The organism is Bradyrhizobium sp. Arg816, from assembly GCF_029989365.1.
Classification (GTDB): Bacteria; Pseudomonadota; Alphaproteobacteria; order Rhizobiales; family Xanthobacteraceae; genus Bradyrhizobium.
In genome coordinates this window covers 307,338-322,625 of the sequence record NZ_JAPRAQ010000007.1, presented here as the reverse complement: position 1 = coordinate 322,625, position 15,288 = coordinate 307,338, and the positions used below count along the sequence as shown (strand labels likewise).

At 65.1% G+C, this 15,288-nt stretch carries 19 protein-coding genes; 6 read left to right on the top strand and 13 right to left on the bottom strand.

All coding sequences use genetic code 11. The features are described 5' to 3' along the window. Positions 1–9: 9 nt before the first annotated feature. From OWC48_RS20185 to OWC48_RS20170, 4 genes are all read right to left on the bottom strand, one after another. Positions 10–516 (bottom strand): tyrosine phosphatase family protein, encoded by a 507-nt coding sequence (locus tag OWC48_RS20185; protein ID WP_282521523.1) that lies wholly within the window; start codon positions 514–516, stop codon positions 10–12. Between the two features lie 177 nt (positions 517–693). Then, a complete protein-coding gene (locus OWC48_RS20180; RefSeq protein ID WP_282521522.1) occupies positions 694–1,308 on the bottom strand; it encodes an HD family hydrolase in 615 nt (204 codons plus the stop codon). After that, complete coding sequence (locus OWC48_RS20175) at positions 1,305–1,931, bottom strand: DNA-3-methyladenine glycosylase I (protein ID WP_282521521.1); 627 nt, start codon at positions 1,929–1,931, stop codon at positions 1,305–1,307. Before OWC48_RS20175 ends, OWC48_RS20180 begins: the two co-directional genes overlap by 4 nt. Continuing rightward, on the bottom strand, positions 1,928–2,803 hold the full coding sequence (locus OWC48_RS20170; RefSeq protein WP_282521520.1) for a folate-binding protein YgfZ: 876 nt from the start codon (positions 2,801–2,803) through the stop codon (positions 1,928–1,930). Before OWC48_RS20170 ends, OWC48_RS20175 begins: the two co-directional genes overlap by 4 nt. 101 nt (positions 2,804–2,904) lie before the next feature. Between OWC48_RS20170 and OWC48_RS20165 the strand changes: the two genes are divergently transcribed. The 5 genes from OWC48_RS20165 (at position 2,905) to OWC48_RS20145 (ending at position 7,186) form a co-directional block, all read left to right on the top strand. Beyond that, positions 2,905–4,239, top strand: coding sequence for a dihydroorotase (locus tag OWC48_RS20165; RefSeq protein ID WP_282521519.1), 1,335 nt, complete (start codon positions 2,905–2,907; stop codon positions 4,237–4,239). Positions 4,240–4,407: 168 nt separating this feature from the next. Next, entirely contained in the window at positions 4,408–5,277 is an 870-nt protein-coding gene (locus OWC48_RS20160) for a sulfurtransferase (protein ID WP_282521518.1), read from the top strand. A gap of 266 nt (positions 5,278–5,543) precedes the next feature. Further along, the gene (locus OWC48_RS20155) at positions 5,544–6,233 is read left to right on the top strand and encodes an RNA polymerase sigma factor (RefSeq protein ID WP_282521517.1); all 690 of its coding nucleotides are present in this window, start codon (positions 5,544–5,546) and stop codon (positions 6,231–6,233) included. Between the two features lie 88 nt (positions 6,234–6,321). Then, on the top strand, positions 6,322–6,855 hold the full coding sequence (locus OWC48_RS20150) for a DUF4142 domain-containing protein (protein ID WP_282521516.1): 534 nt from the start codon (positions 6,322–6,324) through the stop codon (positions 6,853–6,855). 10 nt (positions 6,856–6,865) lie between these two features. After that, positions 6,866–7,186 (top strand): cupredoxin family copper-binding protein, encoded by a 321-nt coding sequence (locus tag OWC48_RS20145; protein WP_282521515.1) that lies wholly within the window; start codon positions 6,866–6,868, stop codon positions 7,184–7,186. A 196-nt stretch (positions 7,187–7,382) separates the two neighbouring features. Here OWC48_RS20145 and OWC48_RS20140 read toward each other — a convergent pair whose 3' ends face one another. From OWC48_RS20140 to OWC48_RS20125, 4 genes are all read right to left on the bottom strand, one after another. Further along, complete coding sequence (locus tag OWC48_RS20140) at positions 7,383–7,649, bottom strand: hypothetical protein (RefSeq protein ID WP_282521514.1); 267 nt, start codon at positions 7,647–7,649, stop codon at positions 7,383–7,385. A 277-nt stretch (positions 7,650–7,926) separates the two neighbouring features. Next, positions 7,927–8,304, bottom strand: coding sequence for a TIGR02301 family protein (locus OWC48_RS20135; protein ID WP_014497304.1), 378 nt, complete (start codon positions 8,302–8,304; stop codon positions 7,927–7,929). Between the two features lie 47 nt (positions 8,305–8,351). Further along, on the bottom strand, positions 8,352–8,786 hold the full coding sequence (locus OWC48_RS20130) for an NUDIX hydrolase (protein ID WP_282521513.1): 435 nt from the start codon (positions 8,784–8,786) through the stop codon (positions 8,352–8,354). Between the two features lie 30 nt (positions 8,787–8,816). Then, entirely contained in the window at positions 8,817–9,317 is a 501-nt protein-coding gene (locus OWC48_RS20125) for a hypothetical protein (RefSeq protein ID WP_282521512.1), read from the bottom strand. A 63-nt stretch (positions 9,318–9,380) separates the two neighbouring features. Here OWC48_RS20125 and OWC48_RS20120 point away from each other — a divergent pair, with 63 nt between their 5' ends. After that, a complete protein-coding gene (locus OWC48_RS20120; RefSeq protein WP_282521511.1) occupies positions 9,381–10,145 on the top strand; it encodes an SOS response-associated peptidase in 765 nt (254 codons plus the stop codon). A 127-nt stretch (positions 10,146–10,272) separates the two neighbouring features. Here the strand turns inward: OWC48_RS20120 and OWC48_RS20115 are convergent, their stop codons facing one another. The 5 genes from OWC48_RS20115 to OWC48_RS20095 all read right to left on the bottom strand — a co-directional run bounded on the left by OWC48_RS20115 (position 10,273) and on the right by OWC48_RS20095 (position 15,236). Next, positions 10,273–11,466 carry a CoA transferase gene (locus OWC48_RS20115; RefSeq protein WP_282521510.1) on the bottom strand — a complete coding sequence of 398 codons (1,194 nt, stop codon included), beginning with the start codon at positions 11,464–11,466 and terminating at the stop codon, positions 10,273–10,275. A gap of 36 nt (positions 11,467–11,502) precedes the next feature. Next, the gene (locus OWC48_RS20110) at positions 11,503–12,432 is read right to left on the bottom strand and encodes a glycine/sarcosine/betaine reductase selenoprotein B family protein (protein ID WP_282521509.1); all 930 of its coding nucleotides are present in this window, start codon (positions 12,430–12,432) and stop codon (positions 11,503–11,505) included. A gap of 340 nt (positions 12,433–12,772) precedes the next feature. Further along, on the bottom strand, positions 12,773–13,354 hold the full coding sequence (locus OWC48_RS20105) for an NUDIX domain-containing protein (RefSeq protein ID WP_282521508.1): 582 nt from the start codon (positions 13,352–13,354) through the stop codon (positions 12,773–12,775). Between the two features lie 20 nt (positions 13,355–13,374). Next, entirely contained in the window at positions 13,375–13,812 is a 438-nt protein-coding gene (locus OWC48_RS20100) for a GNAT family acetyltransferase (RefSeq protein ID WP_282521507.1), read from the bottom strand. After that, entirely contained in the window at positions 13,809–15,236 is a 1,428-nt protein-coding gene (locus tag OWC48_RS20095; protein WP_282521506.1) for an FAD-binding oxidoreductase, read from the bottom strand. The genes OWC48_RS20100 and OWC48_RS20095 overlap by 4 nt, the downstream gene beginning before the upstream one ends. Between the last annotated feature and the right edge of the window lie 52 nt (positions 15,237–15,288).

Genomic DNA, 15,288 nt, shown 5'->3' with positions numbered 1-15,288 from the left:
TCGCAGTTGTCATTCGAGCTCGATCACGAAGGGGCGGCCTTCGACCATCATGGCGCCCGGGCCCATCTCGTCGAGCGCGCGCAGCATGCGGCCGTTGCGCCCGAGCGCGCGATCGGCGAGGCCGACGATGCGGCGGTTCGGCGAGGCGATCGGGGAAGCCGCGCGAATCTTCCTGGCGATCTCGATCTCGTCGCGATCCGGATTGAGGGCGCAGACGGCCGCGAACGCGCTCGCAGTGGAGCGGCTAATGCCGGCATAGCAATGCACCACCAGCGGCGCGCTTCGGTCCCAGCCGCGCACGAAATTCAGCACCTGGTCGATGTGCGCCTCGGAAGGCGCGACAAACCCGTCCATCTCCTCGGTGATGTCGTCCATCGACACCTTGAGATGATTGGCCGGCAGCACCGACACCGGACGTGCCACCTGCTCGACATTGGCCATGACGGTCAGCACATGGCTGGCCCTGGTGAGGCGGACGGTTTCGGGAAGGGCGGCGAGGGAACAGACGTGGATCATGGCGGACCTTTTTGGCGGCAATTATAGCGAGCGCTCGTAGGGTGGGCAAAGGCGCATCGCGCCGTGCCCACCGTTTCGCACCGCGCACGTCTCGGCTAGTTTGGTGGGCACGCTTCCACCTTCGCTCTACGAGCTACGGCGGACAAGTCGCTTTGCCCACCCTACGAAGGGATGATGCTACGCGAACACCGCGTTGAACCGCTCCAGAAACTGCTTCTCGGCCCGCGCCGCGGTCCAGGGCGTGAGGTAGTCGCGGCGGACGCTGTCGGAGAGGCCGGGGTCCCTGCCGAACAGGCGCTTCGCCTCGGTTTCGCTGAAGCCGGCGAGCTCGGTTGCCTCCAGATATGCCGCACCGCGATCGGCGGCCTTGATGGCTTGCGTAATCTCCTCGGGCAGCGCCGGCGGCAGGCCGAAGCGGATGTGGATGGCACCGAGCAGGCGCTTCTCCACCGCCTTGTAGTGGCCGTCGAGCACGGCTTTGAAGGGTGAGATCATGTCGCCGATCACGTATTCCGGCGCATCGTGCAGCAGCGCGGCCAGCCGCATGCGCTCGTCGACGCGCGGCATCTCGTGCCGCATCACGGTCTCCACCAGAAGCGTGTGCTGCGCGACCGAGAAGATGTGCGCGCCGGTGGTCTGCCCGTTCCAGCGCGCCACGCGCGCCAGCCCATGGGCGATGTCGGCGATCTCGACATCGAGCGGAGAGGGATCGAGCAGATCGAGCCGCCGGCCCGACAGCATGCGCTGCCAGGCGCGGGATGCCACGTCGCGTGCCGTTTTCTTCGCGGTCATTTGGCCTTGAGGCGCGGCTTGCGCTGCGTCTTGCCGCAGCTCGCGTGACAATGGCAGTCGACGAGATGGTCGTTGACCATGCCGGTCGCCTCCATGAAGGCGTAGACGATGGTCGGGCCGACAAATTTGAAACCGCGCGAGGACAGTTCCTTGGAGATCTGCATCGACAGCGGCGTCGAGGCCGGCACGCTCGCGGTGGTCTTGAAATTGTTGACCTTGGGCTGTCCGCCCATGAAGTCCCACAACAGCTTCGAGAAGCCCGGGCCCTTCTCCATGATGTCAAGATACGATTTCGCACTCAGGATCGCGCCGTCGATCTTGGCGCGGTTGCGCACGATGCCGGCATCGTTCATCAGCGCGTGCACCTTCTTGTCGTTGTAGCGGGCAATCTTCTCCGGCTGAAAATCATCGAAGGCTTTGCGGAAATTGTCCCGCTTGCGCAGGATCGTGATCCAGGAAAGGCCGGCCTGGAAGCCATCGAGAATCAGCTTTTCATAGAGCGCACGGTCGTCATATTCCGGCACGCCCCATTCGGTGTCGTGATAGGCGACATAGAGCGGGTCTTCGCCGGGCCAGGGGCAGCGGGTCTTTCCGTCGGGATGCAGGCGGGGGGCTCGGCTCATGCGATGGGCTGCTTCAGGGGAATGCGGACGACGTCGGGTTCGGCGAGCCTCACGGCGAGGCCGCCGGCGGTGAGCCGCTGGCCGGCATCGAGCGCGTCCGCAACGCGGTCGATACGCACCAGCGCGATGCCTTTGCCTTGCGCGGACGAGCCCATCGTGCCGACCGGCTTGTCACCCGCCATAACACTGACGCCGGCCTCCGGCGAGAGGTCATCGAGCAGCACCTTGACGCTGCGGGTGCGCGCGGTGCCGCGATGCTGCATGCGCGAGACGACCTCCTGGCCGACATAGCAGCCCTTGTCGAAATCGACGCCGGCAAGGCGGTCCATGTTGGTCTCGTGCGGGAACGCATCGCTGTACATGAAATCGAGCCCGCCGCGCGGCACGCCGAGCGCGATGCGGTGCGCCTCATAGTCATCGGCGTCGACCAGCTCGGCGCCGATGAGATCGGACAGCTTCTGCTTGAGATCTTCGGGGATCAGGATGCGAGTGCCGAGCGCATCATTGCGCGGATCGGCGAAGGCAAGGTCCGGCTGCGCCGCAAGCTGGCCGTCCCAGGCCGCGAGCACACCGAGGTCAAGGTTTTCCACCGTGACCTTGGCGCGCAGCTTGTAGAATTTCAGCTTGGTGGCGAGGCCCTCGGCCAGCGCCTTCGGACAGTCGATCAGGAACCCGCCGCCATGGCCTGCCGGCACCTCGGTGATCAGGAAATCCACGATGATCTTGCCCTGCGGCGTCAGCAGCGCACCGAATCGCCCCAGGCCCGGCTTCAGCCTGTCGAGATCGGTCGTGATCAGGCCGTTGAGGAAGTTGCGCGCGTCCTCACCCGCGACCTTGACCACGCTCCGGTCGGGAAGAAACGCTGATTTCATGTGAAAATCTCTTGCGACATGTTGCTCCGGAACGTAAGCCCGCAAGGCATAAACGACAAGACCTCAAGCCCCGCGCTTGGGGATGAGAGAGGCCTTCAGCCATGACTCAGCGCTTCGATGTGATCCTCAAAGGCGGCACCGTCGTCAACCAGGACGGCGAGGGTGTTCGCGATATCGGCATCACCAACGGCCGCATCGCGGAGCTGGGCCCGCTGTCGCAGGCCTCCGCTGCTGAAATGATCGACTGCAAGGGCCTCCACATCCTGCCCGGCGTGATGGACACCCAGGTGCATTTCCGCGAGCCCGGGCTGGAGCAGAAGGAAGACCTCGAGACGGGGTCGCGCAGCGCTGTGATGGGCGGCGTCACCGCCGTGTTCGAGATGCCGAACACATCTCCATTGACCGTGACGGAGGCCACCTTCACCGACAAGGTGAAGCGTGCCCATCATCGCATGCATTGCGATTTCGCCTTCTTCATCGGCGGCACCCGCGAGAACGTGCAGGATCTGCCGGTGCTGGAGCGCGCGCCCGGCTGCGCGGGCGTCAAGGTGTTCATCGGCTCGTCGACCGGCGCGCTGCTGGTGGAGGACGACGAGAGCCTGCGCCGCATCTTCCAGGTGATCCGCCGCCGCGCCGCCTTCCACGCCGAAGACGAATACCGCCTCAACGATCGCAAGTCGCTGCGCATCGAGGGTGACCCGCGTTCGCATCCGGTCTGGCGCGACGAGACCGCCGCGCTGATGGCGACGCAGCGGCTGGTCAAGCTCGCGCACGAGACCGGCAAGCGCATCCACGTGCTGCACATCTCGACCAAGGAAGAGATCGAGTTCCTGCGCGACCACAAGGACGTCGCTTCCTGCGAGGCGACGCCGCATCATCTGACGCTGGTCGCGCCCGAATGCTACGAGCGGCTCGGCACCCTGGCGCAGATGAACCCGCCGGTGCGCGGGGCCGATCACCGCGCCGGCATCTGGCGTGGCATCGAGCAGGGCATCATCGACGTGCTCGGCTCCGACCATGCCCCGCATACGCTGGAAGAGAAGTCGAAGACCTATCCGGCATCGCCCTCCGGCATGACCGGCGTGCAAACGCTGGTGCCGCTCATGCTTGACCACGTCAATGCGGGCCGCTTGTCGCTGGCGCGCTTCGTCGATCTCACTAGCGCCGGCCCGGCGCGCCTCTACAACATGGCCTGCAAGGGCCGTATTGCCGCAGGCTACGACGCCGACTTCACGGTCGTCGACTTGAAGCGCAGCGAGACCATCACCAACAAATGGGTCGCGTCCAAAGCCGGCTGGACGCCCTATGATGGCGTCCGCGTCACCGGCTGGCCCGTCGGCACCTTCATCCGCGGCCGCCGCGTGATGTGGCAGGGCGAGATCGTGACGCCGTCGCAGGGCGAGCCGGTGCGGTTTCTGGAGACGCTGAAGCAGTAGAGGGCGCGGTCCCGCTTCTCGCTCCGCCGTCATGCCCCGCGGAGGCGGGGCATCCAGTACGCCGCGGCTTCTCGGTTCGATCACTGCCGCCTCCGGAATACTGGATTGCCCGCCTTCGCGGGCAATGACAGAGTGCCAGGAAGCGTAGGCTCAAATTGGGAGAGAGCAATGTCCCAGCCAACCGCCCTCATCACCACCACGCAGCTCGCCGCCATCCTCGGCAATCCCAACCTCCGCCTCTACGACTGCACGACCTACAACGAGCCGGTGCCGCCGGGCAGCGACGTGCCCTATCGCGCGGTGCCTGGCGACAAGACGTTCGCGGCCGGCCACATCCCCGGCGCGGATTTCCTCGACCTGCAAGGCGAGTTCTCCGACACCTCCGCGCAACAGCTCTTCATGATGGCTGGCGTGCCCCAGCTAGAGGCCGCATTCGGCCGCCACGGCGCTGACGCATCCAAGACCATCGTGCTCTACAGCATCGGCACGATGATGTGGTCGACACGGTTCTGGTGGATGCTGCGCTCGCTCGGCGTCGATGCGCAGGTCCTCGACGGCGGGTTTGACAAATGGAAGGACGAGGGGCGGCCGGTCGAGACGGGCGCGCCGAAGGGCTATCCCGCGACCACCTTCAAGGCCGCGCCGCGCGCGGGCTTCTTCGTCGACAAGACCACCGTGAAGGCGCGGATCGGCGATCCCGCGACCGTGATCGTCAACGCGCTCGGGCCGCAATTTCATCAAGGCCTCGAGCCGAGCCGCTACGGCCGGCCCGGCCGCGTGCCCGGCAGCGTCAACGTGCCCGCGGCAACGCTTGCCAATGCCGACAAGACGCTGACGAGTCTTGCCGATGCCGAAGCGAAATTCGCGGCCCAGGGCGTTACGCGCGACAAGAATGTGATCTGCTATTGCGGCGGCGGCATCTCGGCGACGATCGACCTCTTGATGCTGACGCAGCTCGGCTACGACAAGCTGACGCTCTACGACGCCTCGATGGGTGAATGGGCGAGGGATCCGGCGCTGCCGATCGAGACGGACTAGGAGGACTCGCTTACCCTCCCCTGGAGGGGGAGGGTCGATCGCGCGTAGCGCGAGCGGGGTGGGGTGACAGTCTCTCGCCGTTGGCGGTGCCCGTGTGGAGAGATCACCCCACCCCGCTTCGCATTGCGCGTTGCTCCATGCGAAGCGACCCACGAGCGAGCTACGCTCGTCTCGGACCCCTCCAGGGGAGGGTAAGAAAATTGGGAACCTTTTCGCCGCCCCCGCATCCAATGTCCGAGAGCAACGGAAACAAACAGGTGACCACCATGCAGCGGACCGCAGCCGGCCTGTCCGCCGGCGCCAGAGCATCGGAAGCCGAACTGGTCGACCGCGCTCGGGGCCGTGACGAGGCCGCGCTGCGCGAGATCATGCAGGCCAACAACCGCAGGCTCTACCGTCTTGCGCGCGGTATCCTGCGCAGCGACAGCGAAGCCGAGGACGTGGTGCAGGAAACCTATGTCCGGGCCTTTACCCATCTTGACGGCTTTCGCGGCGAGTCCGGGCTATCGACCTGGCTGTCGCGCATTGCCATCAACGAGGCGCTTGGCCGGGCGCGAAGTCGCAAGCCGCATGTCGAGCTCGGCGCGCTGCCGGAAGAGGCGCTCGACGCGCAGATCATAAAATTTCCCTTTTCTCCCCAAGGCGATCCGGAAAGGACCATGGCCCAACGTGAAATCCAGCGCGTCGTCGAACGCGCAATCGACGAACTGCCGGATGTGTTCCGCATGGTCTTCGTCGCGCGCGTCATGGAGGGGATGAACATCGAGGAGACCGCCGATCTGCTCGGCGTCAAGCCCGAGACCGTGAAGACGCGGCTGCACCGTGCGCGCACCATGCTGCGCGAGAACGTCGAGAAGGAGATCGGTCCGGTGGTGATGGATGCGTTCCCGTTCGCCGGGTGGCGCTGCGAGCGGCTGACCGTATCGGTGCTGAAGCGGCTCGGCAGCCGCGGTTGAAGTTTTTCGGGAACGTTTGCGCGAAAATCCCATCCAATGCCTGTGAAGCAACGCCGGCAAACCGTCCGGCAGCACAGGAGTTTCAAACATGTTCACCCGATGGAGCACGGCGATCGCCGCGGCAATTCTGTTGTCGAGCCCGGCGCTGCTGCAAGGCGCGAGCGCAGCCGACAAGCCCACCGATCCGCAGATCGCCCACATCGCCTACACCGCGGGCGTGATCGACATCAATGCGGCCAAGCAGGCGCAGAAAAAGGCCAAGAACAAGGACGTCAAGGCGTTTGCCGAGGACATGCTGCGCGACCACGAAGCGGTCAACAAGCAGGCGCTGGCGCTGGTCAAGAAGCTGAACGTTATGCCTGAAGACAACGATACCAGCAAGGCGCTGTCGAAGCAGGCGGGCGACAAGCTGGCGGAGCTCGACAAGCTGAGCGGCGCGGCCTTCGACAAGGCCTATGTCGCGAACGAGGTCGCCTACCACAAGGCGGTCAACGGCGCGCTGGAAACCCAGCTCATCCCGTCCGCCGGCAATGCCGAGCTCAAGAGCCTGTTGCAGACCGGCCTGAAGATTTTTCAGGGCCATCAGCAGCACGCCGAGCATGTCGCGGCCGAGCTGAAATAGGGGGTGTGGGATGAAGCCGGGACGCCTCGCTTCGATCGCGCTTGCGGTCGTCTTGCTGTCGATCGTCGTCCCGGCGCGCGCCGCGACCATTCAGATCACAATGGAAAATCTCGTGGTCTCGCCGGCCGAAACGTCCGCGAAGGTCGGTGACACCATCGAATGGATCAACAAGGACGTGTTCGCGCACACCGCCACGGCGAAGAGCGGCGATTTCGACGTGATGCTGCCACCGAAGAAGTCGGTGATGTCAGTTCTGAAGAAGGCGGGAACAGTCGATTATTACTGCCGCTATCATCCCAACATGAAAGCGACGCTCAAGGTCGAGCCGTGAACGAGGAGGGAGTGCATTCCCAATCGTGGCGGGAATATCTCCCGGTCATCGCGAGACTAATGCTTGTCCGGGGGAGGCGGCTTCCGTGCGATAAACGCGGCAGACTTCGCGAACCAGTTCGCCAAATCCCGTTCGCCAAGTCATTCATCCGTAGACTGGCCCCGCCCGTATGGCGGGGTCATTTTTCGCAAGAAGCTTACTGCCTTGCGAGAGTGACCGAGAATTCGCCGTTGCGGATGCGGCCCGGAAAGCCCTCGACGAATTTCGCCACCGCATCCTCGCCGTAGGTGCCGACGAGTTCGGCGAATGCCGCAAACAGGCTGGCCTGCGCCAGGCAGTCGCCGTCGACGCCATCATGGCGCGCTTCGGCCCAGGCCTCGTTGAGATAGCTCAGCGCGGCCTGTTTCTGCTCGTGATCGGGCAGCGGCGCGCGTGCGGGGGCGTAGGACACTGGATGGCTCATGAAACTCGATCAGGGCTGGGGCGCGATCCACGGCGATGCGCTGTGCGAAAGGTGTAGCACGCGTATTAACGCCCGCTAGGCCACATCTTTAGGAACGGTTAACGGCTGTGAACAAAGTCGATGACAGGGTTCCGGATGCGCGTTCGAAGGTTCGACCCTCATGGTGAGGAGGCGCGTTAGCGCCGTCTCGAACCATAGAGGCCGTGCTGCGGCAGCGGGGCCTTGCATCCTTCGAGACGCGCGCGAAGAGCGCGCTCCTCAGGATGAGGAGATGCGCTCAGTTCGCGTAACGCGCCGTGAGATCGCGCGAGATCTTCGAGCCTTCCTCGATATAGCGCCGGATCGCCACCGTCGCGGCCGGCGTGCAGCTCCGGTAGGTCTGCTGGAAGCCGTTATAGCCGCGGTTGAAGCCGGCGATCATGCGGGTGCGGCGCTCGCCCGAGGGGGTTTCGGCATCGATCAGCGCCTGCATCTCGTTGCGCCATTTGTTGCCCTCGTTGGACCCGCAGATGCCGCGCAGGTAATGCAGGCCACCCAAAATCTCCGCCAGCCGCTGCAAATCGGCGTCAAACGGCGCCGCCACGTCCTGGGCCCTCGTGGGCACGGAGGCGCAGGCGAGAATCAGGGCAAAAATGGCCAGAAATCGCGTGGACATCGGCGGGGTGTATGCCCCCTCGGGGCGGCTGACGCAAGACGGGGCGGTCAGGGCCCGATCAGCCGGGCGGCCGACTGGATGACCTCCTCCAGCCCCCCGGTCAGCTTGAGGTCGCCGAGGCTCGCCAGGGCGTCGGGGGCGATCCAGCGGTAATCGTCGAGCTCGTCGTTGAGAGCCGGCTCCTTGGCCACCCAGCGGGCGGCAAAGGACATGATCAGGTAATGGCCGGCGCCGGCTGCGGCCGGCAACACTTCGCGCCAGCCGGCGAGGCCAATGATCTCGATGGCGAGCCCGGTCTCCTCGTCGACCTCGCGCGCCAGCGCCTGGTGCAGCGATTCGCCGAACTCGACCCGGCCGCCCGGCAGCGAATAGAACCCCTTGGCGGGCGAGCGGGCGCGGCGGGTCAGAAGCACCTTGCTGTCGCGGAAGATGGCGGCGCTGACTGCGATCTGGGGGTGGGTGGGCTGGATGACCGCAGACATATCTTCAACAACCCTTCAACAACCCTTGGCTCAATTCGCCATGATGGTGTCGACGTCGGCTTCCGCGCCGCCATTGATGATGCCGCCGCAGGCCGCGATCAGCGGCTTGACCCAGAGCGTGGCCTGCTCGGCGAGGCGGACGCGGGTCGTGTCCTTCTCGACCTCGCGCATGGCCGAGCCGACCGCTGTCAGGATCGAGGTCATGGTATCAGTGATGTGGTCGAACTGGGCGCGCACGTTCGGATCGGCCTTCTCATAGGCTTCGATGGCCAGATCCCGTGCCTTGAAATTCGACGCGGTGAAATGTTCGGCATAGGACAGCGGCGACCAGGTCAAAAAATCTTCGGCGCATTCCGGCATGTCCGGGACCATTTCCAGGAGCATCACGGCTTCATTGAAATGGTTGAGATAGTCGGTGGCAAGCCCGGTTCGCGGGTTGATATTGGCCACGCGCAGCCGCTCGGCCCAGGCGGCGGCCTCGGGTCCCGTATGTACATGTGTCCGCGCGGGTTTGGAGGCCGTTGAGCTCATCTGCCGCAGTGTTAACGTTCGGGGTTAAAAGGACCTGAACGGACCCTATATAGGCACCCAAGGATGTGTGGACGCTTCGTCATAACTTCGGCCCCCGCGGCTTTACGGCAACTGTTCGGCTACATCGAGCAGCCGAATTTCCCGCCACGGTACAACGTCGCGCCGACACAACCGATTCCGGTCGTGCTGCTCGAGAACGGCGCGCGCCATTTCCGCTTGATGCGCTGGGGATTGTTGCCCAGTTGGGTCAAGGATCCCAAGGGATTTACGCTCCTGATCAACGCGCGCTCCGAGACGGTGTTGGAAAAGCCCGCCTTCAAGAACGCGATTCGGAGGCGCCGCGGCCTGATCCCGGCCGACGGCTATTATGAATGGAAGGCAGAGGGCGGCCGCAAGCAGCCCTTCTTCATCCACCGCGCCGATGGCCAGCCGCTCGGCTTTGCTGCGGTATTCGAGACCTGGGTCGGGCCGAATGGTGAGGAGCTCGACACCGTCGCGATCGTCACGGCGGCGGCGGGCGAGGATCTCGCCGCCCTGCATGACCGCGTGCCCGTCACCATCAGCCCGCGCGATTTCGAGCGCTGGCTCGACAGTCGCGGCGACGATGTCGACGCCGTGTTGCCGCTGATGTCCGCCCCGCGCATCGGCGAATTCGCCTGGCACCCGGTCTCCACCCGCGTCAACCGCGTCGCCAATGACGACGACCAGCTCGTGTTGCCGATCAGCGTGGAGGAGATGGAGGCCGAGGCAGAGGCTGCGAAGCCGAAGAAGGCGGCCCGGAAAGTTGCCGCTAGCTCGTCAGATGACGGGCAGGGGTCGTTGTTCTAGCCGCGGTGCCGTAGGGTGAGCAAAGGCGCAAAGCGCCGTGCCCACCTTCTCTCCGGTTACGCGATAAGCAATGGTGGGCACGCTTCGCTTTGCCCACCCTACGACAGCGGAGTTTGTAGCACCGCTCTCACACGATCTCTTTTGCCCTGAGCGCCGCGATCTCCGCTGCATCAAATCCCAGCTCACCCAGCACCGCATCCGTATCCGCACCCAATTCCGGCGCCATCCGGTCCAGCCGGCCGCCGCCATGGGCGAGCTTGAAGCCGCTGCCGGCAAAGCGCAGGCGGCCGTAGGGCGTATCCAGCTCCTGGATTGCGCCGCGGGCCTGGATTTGCGGATGATCGATGACCTCCTCGACCTTCCAGATGCTGGCGCAGGGCGCGCCGGCATCTTCCAGGATTGTCTCCCACTCGCGCGCAGGCCTCGCCGCCAGAGCCTCCTCGATGATGGCGCGCAATGCGCCCTCGTTCTCGTTGCGCGCGAACCAGTCGGCGAAGCGCGGGTCCGACAGCGAGTCCTCGCGGCCGAGCGCGGACATCAGCGCGCGATACTGCTTCTCGTTGTTGACGGCGAGCAGGATGTGGCCGTCGCCGCATCTGAACAGATTCGCCGTGGTCCTGCGGCTGACGGCCTGGTTGCCCGAAAGTGTCTGGCGATGGCCGGCGACCGACCAGTCCGCGATCTGTCCCGAGAGAAACGCCATCGTCGCCTCCAGCATCGAGACATCAATGAGCTGTCCCTTGCCGGTGCGGTCGCGCTGATACAGCGCGCTCGACACGCCGAATGCGGCCGTGGCGCCCGAAAGCACGTCGCACACCGCAAAGCCCGCGCGCGTCGGCCCCGTCTCGGGATGCCCCGTGATCGCCATGATGCCCGACAGCGCCTGCATCTTGCCGTCATAGCCGGGCCGCAGGCGGTCCGGGCCGGTCTGGCCGAAGCCGGACACGGCGCAATAGATCAGCTTTGGATTGATCGCGGAGAGCGCCTCATAGCCGATCCCGAGCTTGTCCATCACGCCCGGGCGAAAGTTCTCCATGACGACGTCGACTTGCGCCACGAGCTTCTTCACGATCGCGATGGCGTCGGGCTTTTGCAAATCGAGCGTCAGGCTGCGCTTGTTGCCGTTGATGGCCTGGAACGCCGGCGCGATCCCGCGCTCGGCCCATTCGCGGCTGAGCGGCGTGCGGCGCATGTCCTCGCCCTCGCGCCGCTCGACCTTGATCACGTCGGCCCCCAGCAGCGCAAGCTGGTAGCTCGCATAGGGGCCGGCCAGCACTTGCGTGAAGTCGAGAATCTTCACACCCTCGAACGGTCGCGTCACGTCGCTCTCCCCATTGTTTGTTGTTGTCGGAGGACGTCAGGCGGCGCGGTTGCCGCGCGCGATCTCCTTCTGCTTGTCGAATTCGGCGCGGCGGCGCGCCAGTTCCTCCGGCGAAAGCTGTGCGACGTTGTTGTAGTCGAGCTTCCAGGAGGCGTCCTCGCTCCAGCGCAGCGGCGACTGCATCGTGGTCTGCGGACCGCTCGCGCTTTCCAGCAGTTTCAGCGCCAGCCCGAGCGTTTGCGCCTGCGAGGCGACGTCATGCGGTCTGCCGGCGGAATTGCCGAGCGGGAAGTCCGAGAACAGGAAGCGCGGCACCGCGGCATGCTCGATGATGTCCTTGGCACAGCCCATCACCACGGTCGGAATGCCGTTGGCTTCGAGATGCCGCGCCACCAGCGCGGTGGTCTGGTGGCAGACCGGGCAGTTCGGCACCAGCACGGCGACATCGACCTTGTCGGCGAGGCAGCGCGCCAGGATTTCCGGCGCGTCGGTGTCGAGCGTGACGCGATGGCTCCGGTTGGTTGGCGCGCCGAAGAAACGCTGGCTCACCTCGCCGATGCGGCCTGCGGCAGATGCCTTCAAAAGCTGCGGCAGCGGAAACCAGGTGCCGTTGTCGGTCGCCGTGGTGTGCTTGCGGTCGTAGCCGATGTGCGAGATGCGCAGGTCGTGCTGCTTCGAGGTGTCGCCGTCATAGACCTGGTAGAATTTGGCCCCGCCATTATACGCCGCGCCCGGCCCCTGGTCGCCCTTGGTGGGATCGTAAGGCGCAGCCGTGGTGATGACCGTCACGCGCGATTGCGACAGCGGTTTCTTCAGCGGCTGGAACGGCGCCTCGGTGTAATGTGCCCAGCGATACGGCGTGGTGTAGCCGATCGCGGTGTAATATTCGCGCGTGCGCTGCATATAGGGGACGGGAGAGTCGTAGTCGGGCGCAAAGCCGAATTCGTCGTCGCGCGGAGCGGACATGGGGCGCGTCTCCTGGTTCTTGGTTGGGACCAGACTAGAGATAGTTTTGGGGTTGCTCAACGGGGAGAGCGGCCGCGCAGGACAGAATTGCAGGCTTGAGAGAGCCGCTTGCGCCGTCTTACCCTCTCCCCTTGTGGGAGAGGGTGGCTCGCCGCGCAAGCGGCGAGACGGGTGAGGGGTATGTTTCCGCGAGTCCAACTCTCCCAGGAGTTCGCGGAGAGATACCCCTCATCCGGCGCCATAGCCGAAGCTTTGCTTCGGCGTTCTTAAGAACGGCGGCCGTAGGCCGCCTATGCCACCTTCTCCCACAAGGGGAGAAGGGAAGAGGGCAGCTTACGCGTCACCTGAAAATATGCAGCGCCGCGTATTGCAGCAGCATGATCGCCTTGGCGTCGATGATGCGTCCGTCCGCGATCATCGCCAAGGCCTCGTCGATGCCGAGCTCCAGCACCTCGATGTCTTCGCCTTCGTGCTCGAGGCCGCCGCCGTCGCTGACCCGCATCTCCGGCTCGTATTCGGCGACGAAGAAATGCAGCTTCTCGGTGATGGCGCCGGGGCTCATGAAGGCCTCGAACACCTTGTGGACGTGGTGCAGGCGATAGCCGGTCTCTTCCTCGGCCTCGGCGCGGATGCGCACCTCGGGGGAGGCGTCGTCGAGTACGCCGGCGGCGGCTTCGATCAGGAGATCGTCGTAGCCGCGGATAAAGGCCGGCAGGCGGAACTGGCGTACCAGGATCACCGTACGCCGCGCGCGGTTGTACGGCAGCACGGCGGCGGCGTTGTCCCGCTCATAGGTTTCCCGGTGCTGCGTCTGCCACTCGCCATTGGCGCGCTGGTACTCGAACGTCGTGGTCTTCAGCGTGGTCCAGCCGTCCGAGAGCACGCGGACGTCCTTGATGCGGACGCGGTCGGAAATGGTCATGATTTTCTTCCAGCTGGGATCTACGTGGAGGCGCGGCCGTCGAGCCACTTCTGGAACATCACCGAGGTCGATTCCTCGAAACCCAGCGACTGGTAGAACGCATTGGCTTGCGCGTTCTCGCGCCGGACCAGGAGCTGCAGCTTCAAAATGCCGGCCTGCCGCAGCCAGTCCTCGACCGCGGCCATGATGACGCGGCCATAGCCGCGTTTGCGCCCATCGGGATCGACCGCGACGTAATAGACCCAGCCGCGATGGCCGTCATGGCCGACCATGGCGGTGGCGACGATCGCGCCGCCATCGCGGCCGATCAGCACGGTGGAATTGTCGCGCCGACGCGCCAGCGCGATGTCGGCATGCGGGTCGTTCCAGGGCCGCGTCAGGCCGCAGCGCTGCCACAGCGCGACGACGGGCTCGACATCAGTGTCGGTGATCGCATCGATCGTAAGGGAGACGCTCACAGCACCTTCCCCGGATTCATGATGCCCTGCGGATCCAGCATCGCCTTGATCGCGCGCATCAGCTCGATCGCGGTCCTGTCCTTCACCTCGGGCAGTTCGTCGCGCTTGAGCACGCCGATGCCGTGCTCGGCCGAGATCGAGCCGCCCATGCGCAGCACGATCTCGAACACGACCGCGTTCATCTCGTGCCAGCGCGCCAGGTAATCCGCGGTGTTGGCGCCGATCGGCTCGCTGACATTGTAATGCAGATTGCCGTCGCCGAGATGGCCGAACGGCACCGGCCGCGCGCCGGGGATCAGTTTCACGACGGCGGCATTGGCTTCGTCGATGAAGGCGGGCACGGCGGCGACCGGCACAGAAATGTCATGCTTGATCGAGCCGCCCTCCGGCTTCTGCGCCGACGACATCTCCTCGCGCAGCTTCCAGAAGCCGTTGCGCTGGGTGAGGTTGGCCGCGATCACGGCGTCGTCGACGATCTCGTCCTCCATGGCGCGGGTCAGGATCGTCTCCAGCGACGTGCGGGCGTCGTCGCCGGGGGAGGACAATTCCATCAGCACGTACCAGGGATGTTTTGCTTCGAGCGGATCGCGCACGTCGATGCCGTGGCGGACCGAGAAGTCGACCGCCATCTCCGACAGCAGCTCGAAGCTCGTCAGCGCGTTCGCGGCTTCGCCCTGCGCGATCGTCAGCAGCTTCAGCGCCGCCGCCGGCGATTTCAGCCCGACGAAGGCGGTCTCGACCGCCCGCGGCTTCGGAAACAGCTTGAGCGTGGCCGCGGTGATGATGCCGAGCGTGCCTTCCGCGCCGATGAAGAGGTTGTGCAGATTGTAGCCGGTGTTGTCCTTCTTCAGCTTCGACAACACGTTGAGCACGCGACCGTCGGCCAGCACCACCTCGAGCCCCAGCGCCATCTCGCGCGCGACGCCATAGGCGAGCGCGGCGGTGCCGCCGGCATTGGTCGAAAGATTGCCGCCGATGGTGCAGCTTCCTTCCGCGCCGAGCGAAAGCGGAAACAGCCGGTCCACGTCGGCTGCCTTCTGCTGCGCGACCTGGAGCACGACGCCGGCCTCGCAGGTCATGGTGTTGGAGGCGGTGTCGACTTCGCGGATCTTGTCGAGCCGGCGCAGCGACACCACCACTTCGCCGTTGTGGGGCGTCTGGCCGCCGACGAGCCCGGTGTTGCCGCCCTGTGGCACCAGCGCGATTCTGTGCGCGGAGGCGAGCTTGCAGATGTCAGAGACTTCCGCCGTCGAGCCCGGGCGCAGCACCAGCGGCGAGCGGCCGTGAAACAGGTTGCGCTCCTCGGTGACGTAAGCCTCGATGTCGGCCGCGTCGGTGATGGCTTGGCGGTCGCCGACGATCTTGCGGAATTGTTCGATCAGCTCGGGCGCAAGCGGCGGGGTGGCAGATTTATTGACGTTCATGCTCTTGTCTCTTCTTCGCTCTTATCTCTTGCGCATGATCTTATCGGAAAAC